General features: G+C 69.6%; 10 protein-coding genes. 5 read left to right on the forward strand and 5 right to left on the reverse strand.

Annotation, left to right across the window (positions count from 1 at the left end):
- The first annotated feature begins 113 nt into the window (after window positions 1-113).
- On the forward strand, window positions 114-761 hold the full coding sequence (locus tag HLB44_RS25135; RefSeq protein WP_173129054.1) for a hypothetical protein: 648 nt from the start codon (window positions 114-116) through the stop codon (window positions 759-761).
- A 7-nt stretch (window positions 762-768) separates the two neighbouring features.
- Here the strand turns inward: HLB44_RS25135 and HLB44_RS25140 are convergent, their stop codons facing one another.
- The 5 genes from HLB44_RS25140 to HLB44_RS25160 form a co-directional block, all read right to left on the reverse strand.
- Window positions 769-2,523: a S8 family serine peptidase gene (locus HLB44_RS25140; protein WP_343051543.1), complete on the reverse strand. Its 1,755-nt coding sequence runs from the start codon at window positions 2,521-2,523 to the stop codon at window positions 769-771.
- Between the two features lie 307 nt (window positions 2,524-2,830).
- On the reverse strand, window positions 2,831-4,054 hold the full coding sequence (locus HLB44_RS25145) for a HipA domain-containing protein (protein WP_173129057.1): 1,224 nt from the start codon (window positions 4,052-4,054) through the stop codon (window positions 2,831-2,833).
- 8 nt (window positions 4,055-4,062) lie between these two features.
- The gene (locus tag HLB44_RS25150) at window positions 4,063-4,353 is read right to left on the reverse strand and encodes a helix-turn-helix domain-containing protein (RefSeq protein WP_173129061.1); all 291 of its coding nucleotides are present in this window, start codon (window positions 4,351-4,353) and stop codon (window positions 4,063-4,065) included.
- Between the two features lie 32 nt (window positions 4,354-4,385).
- Window positions 4,386-5,219: a hypothetical protein gene (locus HLB44_RS25155; RefSeq protein WP_173129064.1), complete on the reverse strand. Its 834-nt coding sequence runs from the start codon at window positions 5,217-5,219 to the stop codon at window positions 4,386-4,388.
- A gap of 95 nt (window positions 5,220-5,314) precedes the next feature.
- Window positions 5,315-10,039 (reverse strand): beta strand repeat-containing protein, encoded by a 4,725-nt coding sequence (locus tag HLB44_RS25160; protein WP_173129067.1) that lies wholly within the window; start codon window positions 10,037-10,039, stop codon window positions 5,315-5,317.
- Window positions 10,040-10,360: 321 nt separating this feature from the next.
- On the opposite strand from HLB44_RS25160, the gene flhB reads away from it, so the two are divergent.
- The 4 genes from flhB (at window position 10,361) to HLB44_RS25180 (ending at window position 16,257) form a co-directional block, all read left to right on the forward strand.
- Complete coding sequence (flhB, locus tag HLB44_RS25165) at window positions 10,361-11,527, forward strand: flagellar biosynthesis protein FlhB (protein WP_173129070.1); 1,167 nt, start codon at window positions 10,361-10,363, stop codon at window positions 11,525-11,527.
- 63 nt (window positions 11,528-11,590) lie between these two features.
- Entirely contained in the window at window positions 11,591-13,678 is a 2,088-nt protein-coding gene (gene flhA, locus HLB44_RS25170) for a flagellar biosynthesis protein FlhA (RefSeq protein ID WP_173129073.1), read from the forward strand.
- A 112-nt stretch (window positions 13,679-13,790) separates the two neighbouring features.
- Window positions 13,791-15,383, forward strand: coding sequence for a flagellar biosynthesis GTPase FlhF (flhF, locus tag HLB44_RS25175; protein WP_173129076.1), 1,593 nt, complete (start codon window positions 13,791-13,793; stop codon window positions 15,381-15,383).
- A 73-nt stretch (window positions 15,384-15,456) separates the two neighbouring features.
- Window positions 15,457-16,257, forward strand: a complete 801-nt coding sequence (locus HLB44_RS25180) for a MinD/ParA family ATP-binding protein (protein WP_173129079.1) — start codon at window positions 15,457-15,459, stop codon at window positions 16,255-16,257.
- Window positions 16,258-16,267 lie beyond the last annotated feature (10 nt).

The raw sequence follows: 16,267 nt of genomic DNA on the forward strand, positions 1-16,267 counted from the left end.
GGGCCGAAATGTAATCGCTTGTCTAATCAAGCACATAGCGGCGCGGTACGGACATTGCTTCACGCTCGTGTCGGGCTTGTTCCGGGCCCCCGTTAGCGCGAGAGGTAGTTCAAATGAACTTGCGCAACAACCTTCTTGGAGCCGTCGTGTTGGTGGCGGCCCTTTGCGGCAGCACCGCCGCCCACGCATTAGCGGCACCGGTGTCCTGCGCCGGCCCGCCGGGGCTGCGGATCCTCACGATCGATCCAGCGCTGGTCGGCGGCCTGTGCCACACGCAGGAAGGCAACCTCCAGCCCGCCGACATCACTGCTCTGGGCCTCGATCTCTACGCCAAGGAGAATGTCGGCGGCCCGAGCGAGGATCCGTTCAACGTTCTGGACTTCACGATGAACGGCGCCGGCACCAGCGGCACGTGGACCATCGCTGCATCGGTGTGGGCGCTGTTCAACGAGGTCTACCTCGGCTTCCACTTCGGCGGCGGCGGCCAAGGCGACGAGAGCAATCCTGATTCGTTCATCGTGCAGCTGTCACCCTCCGACTTGACCGGCACGTGGTTGCTCGATGGCTTGCCGGGCGTGAAGCTCAACGCCCTGTCGCACATCGACTTGATCGTCTGCCAGGCCAGCGCGCCGGATTGCGAAGGCGGCGGCGGTGGTGGTGGTGGCGCGCCCGAACCGGCCAGTTGGCTGTTGGCCGCGATCGGCTTGGCCGTGGTCGGCGGCCTGCGCCGCATCGCCGCGCGCGTGCCGCCCCTCGCCTGAGTTCGGCCTAGTTGCTGACGCTGACCGTGACGCTGCTGGTGTTGCCGGCAGCGTCGCGCGCTTCGGCGCGCAACGTGTGCGTGCCGGTCGCCACCTTGCGGGTGTTCCAGGTGTAGCTCAGGCTGCTGCCGGTGCCGGTGGCCTTCAGCGTGCCGTCGATGTAGAGCTTCTGCGTGATGCCGGCGGCGCCGGCGTTGTCGCTGGCGGCCAGCGTGATCTGCACGTTGCCCAGGACGCGGCTGCCCGCGACCGGGTTGCTGATCGTCACCACCGGCGGCGTCGTATCGGCCACCACCGCATTCGCCACGTTGACCGACAGCGCCGTCGAGGCCTTGCTGTTGCCGGCGGCGTCGTAGGCGGTCGCGACCAGGCTCTTCATGCCGTTGCTGACGGTCGCGCTGTTCCAGCTGAAGGCGAAGGGCGCGCTGGTATCGGTGGCGACCAGGCTGCCGTTGACGCGCAGCTCGACCTTCGTGACGCCGACGTTGTCGCTGGCCTGCACGTCGACCGGCACGACGCCGCTGACGCTGGCGCTGGCCAGCGGGTTGATGATGCCGATGGTCGGCGCCGTGGTGTCCGGCGCGGGCGTGGCCAGTGCCGCGGCGACTGCCGCAGCGACATTCAGGCGGCCATGGCCGTAGACCGCGTCGCGGCCGGCCGCCCCCAGGTCGACTGATGAGCTGTAGAGCAGCGCCTCGACCTGGCTGCCGGTCAGCGCGGGGTTGGCGGCCATCGCCAGCGCGGCGGCGCCGGCGACGATCGGGCTGGCGAACGAGGTGCCGTTCCAGGCACCGTAGCCGCCGGCGCGCGTCGTGGTCCAGATGCCGGTGCCCGGCGCGGACAACGCGACGAAATTGCCCCAGCTCGAAAAGCTGGACTTGGCGTCGTTCGAGTCGGTGGCCGAGACGGGGATCATCGTCGTCGTCGGCGCGATCGTTTCGGCGATGTTGTTGTTGCCGGCGCAGACGACCACCAGGCCGCCCTTGTTCTTCATGTACTGCGCTGCGTTCTGAACCGACAGGCTGCCGGCGACGCCGACGTAGCTGATGTTGGCGACGCGCGCGCCGTTGTCGGCGGCCCAGGTCAGGCCCTGCGCGACGGTGCTCCAGTAGGCGTAGGCGTTCGCATCGGCGATGCGTACCGGCATGATCTTCGCGCGCCCGGCGACGGCGGCGACACCGACGGCGTTGTTGGTCGCCGCAGCCGCGGCGCCGGCGACAGCGGTGCCGTGGCCATGCACGTCGGCGGTGTTGTTGTTGTTGTCGATGAAGTTCCAGCCCGGCACCAGGTTCGCGGCCAGGTCGGCATGCGTGGCGGAGACGCCGCTGTCGAGGATCGCGATCGTCACGCCCAGGCCCTGCGAGCTGTCCCAGGCCGTCGGCGCGCCGATCTTGTTCAGATGCCAGGCACTGCCGGTGTACGGATCGTTCACCGCCATCGCCGCGGAGACCTTGCGGTCGAGCTCGGCGAACTTCAGGTGCGGGTGGTGCTTCAGCTGGGCTTGCACCGCGGTTTCGGAGGCGTGGGCCGGCAGGTCGACGATGTGCAGGTCGCTGTTGCCGATGCGGCGCGCCTTGCCGCCGTGCGGCTTGACGGCCTTGTCGAGGTCGTCGGCCGAGAGGCCGGCACGCGACATCACGAGCAGGCGGCCTTTGGCCCAGTCGGTCGCTTCCTGCGCGGTGGCCGGTCCGCAGAGGGTCAACGCGGCGAGCGCGGCGGCCAGGAGGGTGGGGAGGGGAGAAGGACGGGAAAACGTGCGCACAGAGTTACTTCCTTGCCGGGGCGGGCCCAGGCACTCTTTGGCCAAGGGGATGACTTGCAGGCTGCAGAAAGCAGGCCAGGTCGCGGGGCCGTTTACGGCCCGACACAACATCGACTTGGCATCCAGCGATCCGTGAATCTGCGCACGCGAGAAATCCACGGACAAGCCTCAAGGTTCGGCGCTTCGGGCCGAGCGGCCGCGATTCTGCCCGCCTGCAACTGACGAACGCCGGCTCAGGCGGTCACAAGGCGCGTCGATCTTGTAAGGACTTGCGACGAGGCTGCCGCTTTATGGCAGTCGCCGCGGCCTACGCACCGTGACGCGCGTACGCCAGGCCGATGTCCCACTGCGCCCGCAGATCGTCGACGAGGCCCGCCGCTACCCGCGCATCGCCGCGCGCGGCGTGCAGCGTCGCGCTCATGGCGTCGGCGATGCGCTCGATCACCTGCTGCGGATGGGCCACCTGGCAGACCGCCCGGCCGAAACCGAGCAAGGCCTCGGTGTCGGGGTAGGCGCGGCTGCGGTCGCCGCGACGCAGGCGCAGCGCGAGCGTGCGGTCCTCGGCCAGGAAGCCGCCCGGACGCTCGTAGCGGTAGATCGCCGTGGTCACGACATCGAACAGCGGCGACAGCCAGGGATGCGCCGGGTCGTCGTAGAGCAGGCCGAAGTTCTTCAGGTGCGCGTCGCCGTTGCGCACCATGATCGACAGCGCCACCTGCTCGAAGAGCCGCTGCAGGTTCTGAATCACGCGGTCGCCGCCGGTCAGGCGGATCGCCTCGGCCACCGCTTCGTACGAGCCGTGGTACTTGCGGTTCGACAGGCGATCGTGAACGCGCAGGCCCATCAGCGCGGCGATGTCCTCGAAACCCAGGCGATGGACGGGTCCGTCGCCGCCAAGGTCGAAACGATCGATCAACAACAGGCTTGCGTCGTCGTTCAGCTCGAAGCGCGGCACCGCGATGCCGGCCGCGGCGGCGGCCGACAGGCAGAGGAACTCGTTCGCCGCCAGTCGCGGGTAGTCGGCGCCTTCGGCCTTGACGATCAGGTCGGGGATCGGGACGGAAGTGCGCGAGGGCAGCATCAGCTTGGGCTGCACGCCGGCCACGCCGATCGAGCTGCCGAGGTAGGCGTCGACCAGGTCCTCGAACACCGCTCCAGCGCTGCTGCGCAACAGCTGCTGCCGGTCGACTGCCGCCGTCGCGCGCGCGGGCCGGTCGTCTAACGCATAACCGACGCGGCCGATGCCGTTGTCGCCCATCAGCGCGAGCAGGTGCATCTTCGTGATGCCGGACTTGCGAAAGCGCTCGTGGATGCGCTGGAACAGGTAACCCTCGGGCAGGTTCATGTCCATCGCCGGAAACAGCTCGCCGTCGCTGAACTCGATCGCCTCGGGCGGCATGAACAGGCTTACCGCCTGGCGCGCCGGCACCCCTTCGGCGTAGCGGAAGCTGTAGACGCTGTGCTTGATCAGTTCGCCGACCGGCGTGTTTGCGCTCGATACGCGCAGGCGGGCGATGCGTTCGGGCAGCACGGCGGGCCTCACTGCGATGCCGGCGGGTCGTCTTCCGGTGTGTCGAGCTCGGCGAAGTGCGCGCTCATCTCCTGCAGCGTCGGCCGGCCGGCGCGCGGGAGCGATAGGCCATGGCCGAGTGCCGCGAGGATGTTGAGCAGCGAGCTGACCGAGACGTCTTGCCCGCGCTCGAGCCGGTTCAGCACGTCGCGGCTGCGGCCGCTGTGGCGGGCGATCTCCAGGGTCGATTTGCCCGACGCACTGCGCAGCGCGCGGATGGCCTCGCCGAGGGCGGTGAGTGAAGTGATGCTGTCCGACATTCCGGACAAACTAGGTCAGAGACCGTCATTTGTCAAGTATTCAGGACAGCCGCACCGGCCTGAAAGCGCTCGCGGATCGCAGCAAAGGCCTGCAGGTACTGCGGAAAGCGCTGGTCGCGCCAGGCGATCTTCAGGGCGTCGCTGATGTAGGCCTCGTTCGGATGGTCGCGGAAGCGCGACACCGACCAGCCCATGCCGAAGGGGTTGTGCGCGACGCTGCGCCAGGGCTGCGTTGCCAGCAGTAGCGAGGCGGCGCGCTCCATCAGGAACACCTTGCGCTGCGCGCCACCGCCACCCGGGCCGGGGTAGCTGGTCGACGCGGTCAGCGCCGCCTTCAGGTCGTTGTCCGGGCCTTCGCAGAGGGCGAACATCGCTTCGTTGAGCTTCAGCCACTCGCGCCAGAACGCCGGCCGGGCGACGAAGTAGTTCGAGAACACCGTCTGGCGCGAATCCATCACCAGCGCGCGCAGCGGCAGCGGCCGGCCGATGTGGGCGAGGAAAGCTTCGTAGGCGGCGATCAGGCCGGGATCGAAGGTCTCGCCCTGCTCGAAGACATTCAGGAAGAAGGCGCCCATGTCGGGCTGCGGCGAGAACAGCACGACGTCGGCCTGCGGGGCCGACTCGCGCACGAAGGCTTGCACCTGCGCGTGCGACAGGCTGGTCTTGTGGCCGAACTTCGGCGAGAAGAAACCGTAGAAGGCGTCGTCGTCGAGCGGCTGGCTCAGCAGGTGGCGGCGGATCGGCCAGTACTCGTACCAATCCGGGCGCTCATTGCCCAGGTTGTCGAGCAGCGCGTAGCCGGGCTCGAGCTTGTCGAGCGTGGCCGGCGAATAGGCGATCTGGTAGAGGTGGACGGCAGTCTCCATGGCACAGGAGTCTCGCAGTCCGATTCGAGCCCGAAAGCGCGAACAGCGCCGCGGAGGCGGCGCTGTTCGCTCGGGGGGGCTGCAAGCCCCGGGGATCAGACCAGCGGCAGGGTGCGCAGCAGCTCGTCGTCGAGCGAGGCGCGCTGGGCCGGCATCACCGCTGCGTGGGCGCTGCCGCCGCTGCCGCCGTTGCTGCCGAGCAGCTCGCCGCTCGGCGCGGACAGCAGCTCGTCGAGCTTCGGCCCGGCGTCACGGCTGAACCAGACGTCGGCCATCTCGTGCGAGGCACCGTCGGCCGTCGTGTAGCTCGACACCAGGCCGACAGCGTTGCCGTTGTCGACGCGGGCGCTCGCCGCGGCGTCCAGGTTGAGCCCGGTGATGCCGAGCTCGACCAGTCCCTTCAGCTCGCCCAAGTCGGTCTTGCCGTCGTGGTTGGCATCGACCCACACCTTCAGCTCGCCGAAGTTCGCGTCGCTGGCGTTGACCACGCCGTCGCCGTTGCTGTCTTCGGCGGCCAGCGCCGCATACCCGTTGCCGGCGCGGTGGCCGTCGGCGAGTTGCGTGCCGGTGCCGTAGAGCTCGCGGCCATCGTCGATCTTCCCGTTGCCGTCGCGGTCGCGCACCAGCAGGCCGTCGTTGCTGCCGACCCAGCCGAAGCGATCGGCGCGGCCGGTGCCGGCGACGTCGAAGTGCACGCCGTTGGCCGCCGCCAGCGTCTGCACGCCGTTGCCGTCGAGGTCGAGCACGATCGGCGTGGCGCTCATCAGCGCGTCGACCTGCGCGTTCGACATCACCTGGATGTCGGCGGCTTCGAAGGCGTTGGCCTGGGCCGTCGTCATCGCCGCGATGTCCGCGGTCTCCAGGCCGGCGATCTGCGCGGTCTGGAAGGCGACGATCTGCGCCGTCGTCAGGTTGTCGATCTGCGCCGTCGTGAAGGCGGCGATCTGGCTCGTCGTCAGCGCAGCGAAGTTGGCGGTCGAGATGCCGGCGACCTGGGCGCTCGTGAGCGATCCCCACTGCGAGGTCGACAGCGAGTTCAGGTCGGACGAACCCATCGCATTGAGCTGCGTGGCGCTGAAGGACGCCAGGCTGGCGGTCGTCAGCGCGGCCAGCTGCGTGGTCGACAGCGCCTCGATCTCGGCGGTGCCGAAGGCGCGGATCTGCGTCGCGCTGAGCGCGGCGAAGTCGGCCGAGTCCATCGCGGCGATATGGCCGGTGTTGATCGCGACGATCTGCGCGGTCGTCAGGCCGCCGAGCTGCGCGCTGGTCAGCGCGACGAGCTCATTGGTCGTCAGGGCGTCGATCTGCGCGGTCGAGAAGGCTCGGATCTGCGCCGTGCCCAGGGCCGCCAGGTCAGTGGTTTCGAGGCTCGCGACCTGCGTCGTGCTCAGGCCGCGGAGCTGCGAGGTGCCGAAGGCGGCGAACTGCGTGGCCGACAGCGCGTTCAGGTCGGCCGTGTCCAGGCTGCCGAGCTGCGCGGTCGTCAGCGCACGGACCTGGTCGGTCTCCAGCGCGATGAGCTGCGTCGTCGACAGGCCGGCGAGCTGCGTCGTCGTCAGCGCGGCGATCTGGCCGGTGCCCAGTGCGGCGAGCGTCGTCGTCGACACGGTCGCGAGATCGGCGGCGCCGAAGCCGCGGATCTGCGCGGAGCTGAGCGCGGCGAACTGCGCGGTGGACAGCGAATCCATCTGCGTGGTCGACAGCGCATCGAGCTGCGTGGTCGTGAAGCCGCGCATCTGCGCGGTCGTCAGGCCCGCGAGGTCGGCGGTGTCGAGGTTGGCGATCTGCGTCGTCGACAGGCCGGCGATCTGCGTGGTGCGCAGCGCGCCGTACTGCGAGCTGCTCAGCACGTTGAGGTCGCTGGTGCCGAAGCTGGCCAGTTGCGCGGTGGTGAACGCGGCGACCTGGCCGGTCGTCAGCGCGACGAGCTGCGTGGTGGTCAGCGAGTCGAGCTGGCTGGTGGTCAGCGTGGCGATCTGGCTGGTGGTCATGGCCACCAGCGACGAGGTGGCGATCCAGCCGATGTCGGCGGTCTCGATGCCGCGGGTCTGTGCGGTGGTCAGCGCGGCGATCTGGCCGGTGGCGAAGCCGGCGAGCTGGCTGGTGGTCAGCGCCTCGATCTGCGCGCTGGTGAAGCCGCGCATCTGGGCGGTGCTCAGCGTGACGAGGTCAGCGGTCTCGAGGTTGGTGACCTGCGTGGTCGTCAGGCGGGCCAGCTGCGAGGTCGACAGCGCGCCGAACTGCGCGCTGGTCAGCGCGTTGAGGTCGGAGGTGGCCAGGCTGGACAGCTGCGCGGTGGTCAGCGCGCGGATCTGGTCGGTCTCCAGCGCGACGAGCTGGGTGGTGTCCAGCGCGTCGAGCTGCGTGGTGGTCAGCGCGGCGATCTGCCCGCTGCCCAGCGAGGCCAGCGTGGTGGTGCTGAGCGTGGCGAGGTCGGCGGTGGCGAAGCCGCGGATCTGGCTGCTCGACAGCGCGGCGAACTGCCCCGTCGACAGCGCGGCCATCTGGCTGCTGGACAAGGCGTCGAGCTGCGTGGTGGTGAAGCCGCGCAGCTGCGCGGTGGTCAGCCCGGCCAGGTCGGCGGTGTCGAGGTTGGCCACCTGCGTGGTCGACAGGCCGGCGACCTGCGAGGTCGACAGCGCGGCGAACTGCGCGCTGCCGAGCACGTTGAGCTCGGCGGTGCCCAGGCTGGCGAGCTGCGCGGTCGTCAGCGCACGGACCTGGTCGGTCTCCAGCGCGACGAGCTGCGTCGTCGTCAGGGCGTCGAACTGCGTCGTCGTCAGCGCGGCGATCTGGCCGGTGCTCAGGCCGGCGAGCGTCGTCGTCGACAGCGTCGCGAGGTCGGCGGCGCCGAAGCCGCGGATCTGCGCGGAGCTGAGCGCGGCGAACTGCGCGGTGGACAGCGAATCCATCTGCGTGGTCGACAGCGCATCGAGCTGCGTGGTCGTGAAGCCGCGCATCTGTGCGGTCGTCAGGCCCGCGAGGTCGGCGGTGTCGAGGTTGGCGATCTGCGTCGTCGACAGGCCGGCGATCTGCGCGGTGCGCAGCGCGCCGTACTGCGAGCTGCTCAGCACGTTGAGGTCGCTGGTGCCGAAGCTGGCCAGTTGCGCGGTGGTGAACGCGGCGACCTGGCCGGTGGTCAGCGCGACGAGCTGCGTGGTGGTCAGCGAATCGAGCTGGCTGGTGGTCAGCGTGGCGATCTGGCTGGTGGTCATGGCCACCAGCGACGAGGTGGCGATCCAGCCGATGTCGGCGGTCTCGATGCCGCGGGTCTGCGCGGTGGTCAGCGCGGCGATCTGGCCGGTGGCGAAGCCGGCGAGCTGGCTGGTGGTCAGCGCCTCGATCTGCGCGCTGGTGAAGCCGCGCATCTGGGCGGTGCTCAGCGTGACGAGGTCAGCGGTCTCGAGGTTGGTGATCTGCGTGGTCGTCAGGCGGGCCAGCTGCGAGGTCGACAGCGCGCCGAACTGCGCGCTGGTCAGCGCATTGAGGTCGGAGGTGGCCAGGCTGGACAGCTGCGCGGTGGTGAGGGCGCGGATCTGGTCGGTCTCCAGCGCGACGAGCTGGGTGGTGTCCAGCGCGTCGAGCTGCGTGGTGGTCAGCGCGGCGATCTGGCCGCTGCCCAGCGAGGCCAGCGTGGTGGTGCTGAGCGTGGCGAGGTCGGCGGTGGCGAAGCCACGGATCTGGCTGGTCGACAGCGCGGCGAACTGCCCCGTCGACAGCGCGGCCATCTGGCTGCTGGACAAGGCGTCGAGCTGCGTGGTGGTGAAGCCGCGCAGCTGCGCGGTGGTCAGCCCGGCCAGGTCGGCGGTGTCGAGGTTGGCCACCTGCGTGGTCGACAGGCCGGCGACCTGCGAGGTCGACAGCGCGGCGAACTGCGCGCTGCCGAGCACGTTGAGCTCGGCGGTGCCCAGGCTGGCGAGTTGCGCGGTCGTCAGCGCCCGGACCTGGTCGGTCTCCAGCGCGACGAGCTGCGTCGTCGTCAAGGCGTCGAACTGCGTCGTCGTCAGCGCGGCGATCTGGCCGGTGCCCAGTGCGGCGAGCGTCGTCGTCGACAGGCTCGCGAGGTCGGTGGTGTCGAAGCCGCGGATCTGCGAGGTCGACAGCGCCGCGAACTGCGCCGTCGACAGCGAGGCCATCTGCGACGACGACAGCGCGTCGAGCTGCGTCGACGTGAAGCCGCGCACCTGCGCGGTCGACAGCGCCGCCAGGTCGGCGGTTTCGAGGTTCGAGACCTGCGTCGTCGACAGGCTGGCGAGCTGGCTGGTGCGCATCGCGGCGAACTGCGCCGTCGTCAGCGCATCGAGCGAGCTCGTGCCCAGCGAGGCGAGCTGCACCGTCGACAGCGCGGCGACCTGGTCGGTCTCCAGCGCGGCCAGCTGCGTCGTCGAGAAGCCGGCGAGCTGCGTCGTCGTCAGCGCGCCGATCTGGCCCGTGCCCAGCGCTGCCAGCGCCGTCGTGCTCAGGGCCGTGAAGTCGCTGGTCGACAGGCCGCGCAGCTGCGCGCTGGTCAGCGCGGCGAACTGGCTGGTCGACAGCGCCGTCAGCTCGCTGGTGGTCAGCGCGTCGATCTGCGTGCTGGTGAAGGCCCGCATCTGCGTCGTCGACAGCACCGCGAGGTCGGTGGTTTCGATCGCCGCGAGCGACGTCGTCGTCAGCGCCGCCAGGCCCCGAGTCGGGATCGCCGCGAACTGGCCGGTCGTCAGCGCGACGATCTGATCGGTCGCGAACGCTGCCCAGTCCTCCGTCGTCAGCCCGGAAAGCGTCGCGGTCGACAGGGCGGCGATCTGCGAAGTGGTCAGGTTCGGAATGTTGGTGGCCATCTCGGACGTCCTTTGGCTCGAAATCGTGGTCAGTGATGCGGGTCTTGGTCTCTAGGGGGCTGGCGGGGAAGCCATTGACGGCTTGCCCTTCCTGCACTTCCTTCGTCCGGTTATCGGGCCTGACTTTCTGTAACTTGAGCGGCCGAACCGAATAGGCGCCGGAATGCCAACTTTTTCGGGCGTTCCGGGCCGGGGCTGGCACGGCGCTGGCGGGCGCGGCGGGATTACCCGGGGTTTCCGGCCGCTTATCCGGCTCAAGTTCGACGGATCGGCCGGCAACATGCCGGCATTGCGGCCCGAGAGGCCGTGTGACGCACTGCCATGGCCGACGCGCAAGACCGCAACCTCCCAGCCTCAGAACGCAAGATCCGCAAGTCCCGTGAAGACGGGCAGGTGGCGCGTTCGCGCGACCTGGCGCACCTGGCGATGGTGGGCGGGGGTGGGGCGCTGCTGGTGGCCTTCGCGCCCGCGCTGGCCGGCTGGATGCAGAAGATCCTGGCGTTGGGTCTGCGCTTCGACGCCAAGCTGTTGACGCAACCCGATGTGCTGACCCACCGCCTCGGCGAACTGGCCGCCGGCTGGCTGCTGGTGCTGCTGGTGATCGGCGGCGTCGGGCTGGCGCTGGCGATCGGCTCGGGCGTCGCCGCCGGCGGCTGGAACTTCACGATGAAGCCGCTGGCGCCGAAGTTCGACAAGCTCAACCCGCTGACCGGCATCGGCCGCATGTTCTCGGCCGACCACCTGTCGCAGGTCGGCAAGGCCTGCCTGCTGGCGCTGCTGCTCGGCGTGATCGGCGCTTTCTATCTAAAGGGGCACCTGGCCGAATTTCACGATGCGCTGAGCATGCCGCTGCCCCAGGCGATGAAGCACACCACGCAGGCGCTGCTCGGCGGGCTGATGCTGCTGGTGATCGCGCTGGTCGTCTTCGCGGCGATCGACGTGCCGCTGCAGCGCTTCATGCTCCTGAAGCGGCTGAAGATGAGCCACCAGGAGATGAAGCAGGAATACAAGGACGCCGAGGGCAACGTCGAGGTCAAGGCCAAGGTCAAGGCGCGCATGCGCGAGATGGCCAAGAAGCGCATGCTGGCCGCGGTGCCGAGCGCCGACCTGGTCGTGATGAACCCGACCCACTACGCGGTGGCGCTGAAGTACGAGGACTCGAAGATGGCCGCGCCGCGCGTCGTCGCCAAGGGCGCCGACCTGGTGGCGATGAAGATCCGCGACATCGCGCGCGAGAACAAGGTGCCGGTGCTGCAGAGCCCGGCGCTGGCGCGCGCGCTCTACGCCCACACCGAGGTCGACCAGGAAGTGCCGCAGCGCCTCTTCTCGGCCGTCGCCCAGGTGCTGGCCTACGTCTACCAGCTGCGCGCGGCGCTCGCCGGCCGCGGCAAGATGCCGGCCGACCTGGCGCCGATCGTCGTGCCGCCGGACCTGGATCCGCACAACAAGCCGGCTACCGGTGCGGCCGACGAGGCCGACGAAGCTTAAAGCGCGGTTTCCCCGCCGCTTATCCGGCTCAAGTTTCCCGGTCGACCCGGAACAATCGCGGCCATGAATGCGTTCATGGCTCAACTGCAGTCGCTGATCGGTCCCAAGGCGGGCGTGCTGAAGGCGCTGATGGCGCCGCTGTTCATCGTGATGGTTCTCGCGATGATGGTGCTGCCGCTGCCGGCCTTCGCGCTCGACCTGTTCTTCACCTTCAACATCGCGCTGGCGCTGATGGTGATGCTGGTGGCCGCCAACATGATCAAGCCGCTGGACTTCGCGGCCTTCCCGACCATCCTGCTGGTGACGACGCTGCTGCGCCTGTCGCTGAACGTCGCCTCGACCCGCGTCGTGCTGCTCGAGGGCCACACCGGCACGGCGGCAGCCGGCAAGGTGATCGAGAGCTTCGGCCACTTCCTGATCGGCGGCAATTTCGCGGTCGGGCTGATCGTCTTCGCGATCCTGGTCGTCATCAACTTCATCGTCGTCACCAAGGGCGCCGAGCGCATCGCCGAGGTCGGTGCGCGCTTCACGCTGGATGCGATGCCCGGCAAGCAGATGGCGATCGACGCCGACCTCAACGCCGGCCTGATCGACGAGAAGGAAGCCAAGCGCCGGCGCATCGAGGTCGGCGAGGAAGCGGAATTCTTCGGCTCGATGGACGGTGCGTCGAAGTTCGTGCGCGGCGATGCGATCGCCGGCATCCTGATCCTGGTCATCAACATCGTCGGCGGCTTCATCATCGGCATCGCGCAGCACTCGCTGTCGGCTTCGCAAGCCGCCGAGAGCTACATCCTGCTGGCGGTCGGCGATGCGCTGGTGGCGCAGATCCCCGGGCTGCTCATCTCGGTGGCCGCGGCGATGGTGGTGTCGCGCGTCGGCAAGGAAACCGATGTCGGCAGCCAGATCCGCAAGCAGGTCTTCGGCAGCCCGAAGGCGCTGGCCATCACCGCCGGCATCCTCGGCGCGCTCGGCCTGATCCCGGGCATGCCGCACATCGTCTTCCTGACGATCGCCGCCGGCATCGGCTGGGGCGCCTGGTGGATGGCGGTGCAGGCGAAGAAGGCCGCCGAGGCGCCGCCGCCGTCGACCCGCCCCGAGCCGCCGGCCAACGCCGAGGCCAGCTGGGACGACCTGCAGCCGGTGGACACGCTGGGCCTGGAAGTCGGCTACCGGCTGATCGCGCTGGTCGACAAGGCGCGCTCGGGCGACCTGCTCAGCCGCATCAAGGGCGTGCGCAAGAAGTTCGCGCAGGAGGTCGGCTTCCTGCCGCCGCCGGTGCACATCCGCGACAACCTGGAGCTCAAGCCCAGCGTCTACCGCGTGCTGCTGCGCGGCGCCGTGGTCGGCGAGGGCGAGGCCTATCCGGGCATGCTGCTGGCGATCAACCCGGGCGGCGCGACCATCAAGCTGCCCGGCACCGCGACCATCGATCCGGCCTTCGGCCTGCCTGCGGTGTGGATCGAGGAGCGCCAGCGCGAGATGGCGCAGATGAACGGCTTCACGGTGGTCGACTGCTCGACCGTCGTCGCCACCCACCTGTCGCACCTGATGCAGGTGAGTGCCGGCAAGCTGCTGGGCCGCGTCGAGACGCAGGCGCTGGTCGAGCACGTCACCAAGCTGGCGCCCAAGCTGATCGAGGATGTGATTCCGAAGATGGTCGGCATCGCCGCGGTGCAGAAGGTGCTGCAGCTGCTGCTGGAAGAGGGCGTGCACATCCGCGACATGCGCTCGATCGTCGAGTGCCTGGCCGAGCACGCCAGCACCGTGACCGATCCGGGCGAGCTGGCGCGGCGCATCCGCATCCACCTGGCGCCGGTGATCGTGCAGCAGATCTATGGGCCTACGCGCGAGCTCGACGTGATCGCGCTGGAGCCCGAGCTCGAGCGCCTGATCACCCAGGCGCTGACCTCGCCGCACGGCGCGGCGCTGGACCCCGGTGTGGCCGACACGCTGACGCGCGAAGCCGCCAATACCGCGATGCGCGCCGAGAACCTCGGCCACCCGGCCTGCCTGCTGGTGCCGGACCTGATCCGCGCGCCGATTGCCCGGCTTCTGAAGCGCGCCGCGCCGCGCCTGAAGGTGCTGGGCCACAGCGAGATTCCGGAGACGCATTCGATCCGCATCGGCTCGATCATCGGCCAGGCCGGTTGATGGACTCCGGCGCAGGACTAGGGCGGTTTTCTCCTCGCTTATCGGCCTTAGGTTTCGCAGTCACCCGGGAACAATGGCGTAACGCAATGCAGACCAGTTCTGGAGTTCCAGCATGAACGTGAAGCGCTTTACCGCCAAGACATCCCGTGACGCGCTGGCGCTCGTTCGCCAGGCGCTCGGCGATGACGCCGTCGTGCTCTCCACCCGCCCCGGCGCCGAAGGCGTCGAAGTGCTGGCGATGGCGCCGGACGGCCTGCAGCAGATCGAACAAGCCGCCGCCAGCGCGCCCACCGTGCGGGCCTCGGCCGAGCCGCGCGCGCCGCGGGTTGCCAATTCCGTCGCCGGCTCCGCCGGTGCCGCCGTCGACCTGCGCAATGCGCGCCAGGTCGAGCACCAGATCCCCGTGCTGCGCCAGGAAGTGGCGCCGCAGCGCAAGGCCCCGCTGGCGCAGCGCGCCGCGCGTGAACGTGTCGAGCCGCAGTTCGCCGGCGCCGAATCGGTCGAGAACGACGTCGAGGCGCTGGGCATGAGCACGCTGACCTTCCAGGACTATGTGCGCGAACGCATGCTCAAGCGCCGGCAGGCCGAGATGGACCAGGGCGCGCCGATGCTGTCCGAGGCGCCCGAAGCGCCGCCGGTGCGCCGCGCCGCTGCGCCGACCGCCGCGCCGCGCCGCGAGATCCCGGTGCTTCGCGACGAAGTGCAGTTCGCCGAACCCGAGCCGATCCGCATCGACCCGACCACCCATGCCGCCGCGCAACGCGACCGCAGCGAGATGATGGGCGAGCTGCGCTCGATGCGTCACCTGATCGAAGAGCGCTTCGGCATGCTGGCCTTCATGGAAAAGCTGCAGCGCAACCCGCGCCAGGCCGAGCTGTCGCAGCGCCTGCTCGACAGCGGCCTGTCGCCGGCGCTGATCCGCAAGCTGGTGGCCAGCCTGCCCGCCGATGCCACCGACGAGATGGCCTGGGCCGCCAGCGTGCTCGAGCGCAACGTCATCACCGACGAAGGTGAGCTGCCGATCGAGGACCAGGGCGGCGTCTACGCGCTGATCGGCTCGACCGGCGTCGGCAAGACCACGTCGACCGCCAAGATCGCCGCCGCCTTCGCGACCAAGCACGGCGCAGCAAACCTGGGCCTGATCACGCTCGACGCCTACCGCGTTGCCGCGCATGAACAGCTGCGTACGTACGGCCGCATCCTCGGCGTGCCGGTGCACACCGCGCACGACCGAGCATCCCTTGAAGATCTTCTCGACCTGCTGTCCGCCAAGAAGCTGGTGCTGATCGACACCGCCGGCATGGCCCAGCGCGACGCCCGCACCCGCGAGCTGATGGAGATGCTGCAGCACCGCTCGATCCAGAAGCTGCTGGTCGTCAATGCGGCCGCGCAAGGCGAGACGGTCGAGGACGTGATGGCCGCCTACGGCGCTTCCACCTGCCGCGGCGTCGTCATCAGCAAGCTCGACGAAGCCGTCAAGCTCGGGCCGGCGCTCGACGCGCTGATCCGTCACAAGGCCAAGGTCGTCGGCGTCGCCAACGGCCAGCGCGTGCCTGAAGACTGGCACCGTCTTTCAGCCCAGGCGCTGGTGCAGCGTGCGCTGCGCGGCGGTGGCGGTTCGTCGTGGCGCCTCGACGCCGCCGAAGTGAACCTGATCTTCGCCGGCCGCCATGCGGTCAGCAGCGCGGCAGCGATGCACGCCTGACGCTCACTTTCCAAGTCATCTCGAACGCTTCCGAACCACAAGCACGAATAACAAGCCGTCCCGAATGCGCGACTTGAACAACCCCCCCCGCCACGCACCGTTCGACCAGGCCCACGGCCTGCGCCAGCTGTTCGCGGCCTCGCGCCAGCGCTTCGTGCCGCTGGTGCACAACCCGCACGTCGCCTTCGGCGGCGTGGCGATGGAACGCCTGTGCGCGGCCTTCGGCGAAGCCGGGCTGCACACGCTGGTCGTCGATGCCGCGGACACCGCGAGCCCGGCGCACGAGCTGGCGCAGGTCGACCTGTCGGCCTGCATCGAGAAGCTCTCCGGCAGCGTCTCCTACCTGGCCGCGCGCGGCCTGCCGATGCGCTGGCTCGATGCGCGCGGCACCACCGGCGGCTTTCTCGCCGCGCTGGCCGATGCCGCGCCGCGCGCCGAAGTGATCCTGGTGCATGCCGGCGCGTCCGACATCGCCCGCCTGTTCTCGCGCCGCATGCCGCGCCCGATCCTGCAGGCCGCCGATGCGCCGCAAAGCCTGACGCATGCCTATGCGTCGATGAAATTGCTGGCGCAGCGCCTGTCGGTGCTGGCCTTCGACCTGGTGATCGCGGCCGACGGCGCCTCGCCGCGCGTGCCGCGCATCGCCGACAGCCTGGCCGACTGCGCCGACCGATTCCTCGGTGCCGCGCTCGCCGACTGGGCGCTGGCCGACCCGACCAGCGATCCGCATGAGCCGGTGCCGCCGGCGCTGTGCCGTCTGGCCGCTGGCCAGCTCAATGAGCACGGCCACGCCGACGCCTCCTTCCACCATCCCGATCCGGCCGCGCGCGCGTTGCCGGTGGCGCGCGGCTGGTCCGCTGCGCACGCGAACTGACCTCCCGGAG

The organism is Pseudaquabacterium terrae, assembly GCF_013266755.1.
Taxonomy (GTDB): Bacteria; Pseudomonadota; Gammaproteobacteria; order Burkholderiales; family Burkholderiaceae_C; genus Pseudaquabacterium; species Pseudaquabacterium terrae.

Coding starts and splice junctions, on each gene's coding strand:
- HLB44_RS25135 (WP_173129054.1), top strand. CDS start 114: ATGAACTTGCGCAACAACCTTCTTGGAGCCGTCGTGTTGGTGGCGGCC.
- HLB44_RS25150 (WP_173129061.1), bottom strand. CDS start 4,353: ATGTCGGACAGCATCACTTCACTCACCGCCCTCGGCGAGGCCATCCGC.
- HLB44_RS25155 (WP_173129064.1), bottom strand. CDS start 5,219: ATGGAGACTGCCGTCCACCTCTACCAGATCGCCTATTCGCCGGCCACG.
- HLB44_RS25160 (WP_173129067.1), bottom strand. CDS start 10,039: ATGGCCACCAACATTCCGAACCTGACCACTTCGCAGATCGCCGCCCTG.
- flhB (WP_173129070.1), top strand. CDS start 10,361: ATGGCCGACGCGCAAGACCGCAACCTCCCAGCCTCAGAACGCAAGATC.
- flhA (WP_173129073.1), top strand. CDS start 11,591: ATGAATGCGTTCATGGCTCAACTGCAGTCGCTGATCGGTCCCAAGGCG.
- flhF (WP_173129076.1), top strand. CDS start 13,791: ATGAACGTGAAGCGCTTTACCGCCAAGACATCCCGTGACGCGCTGGCG.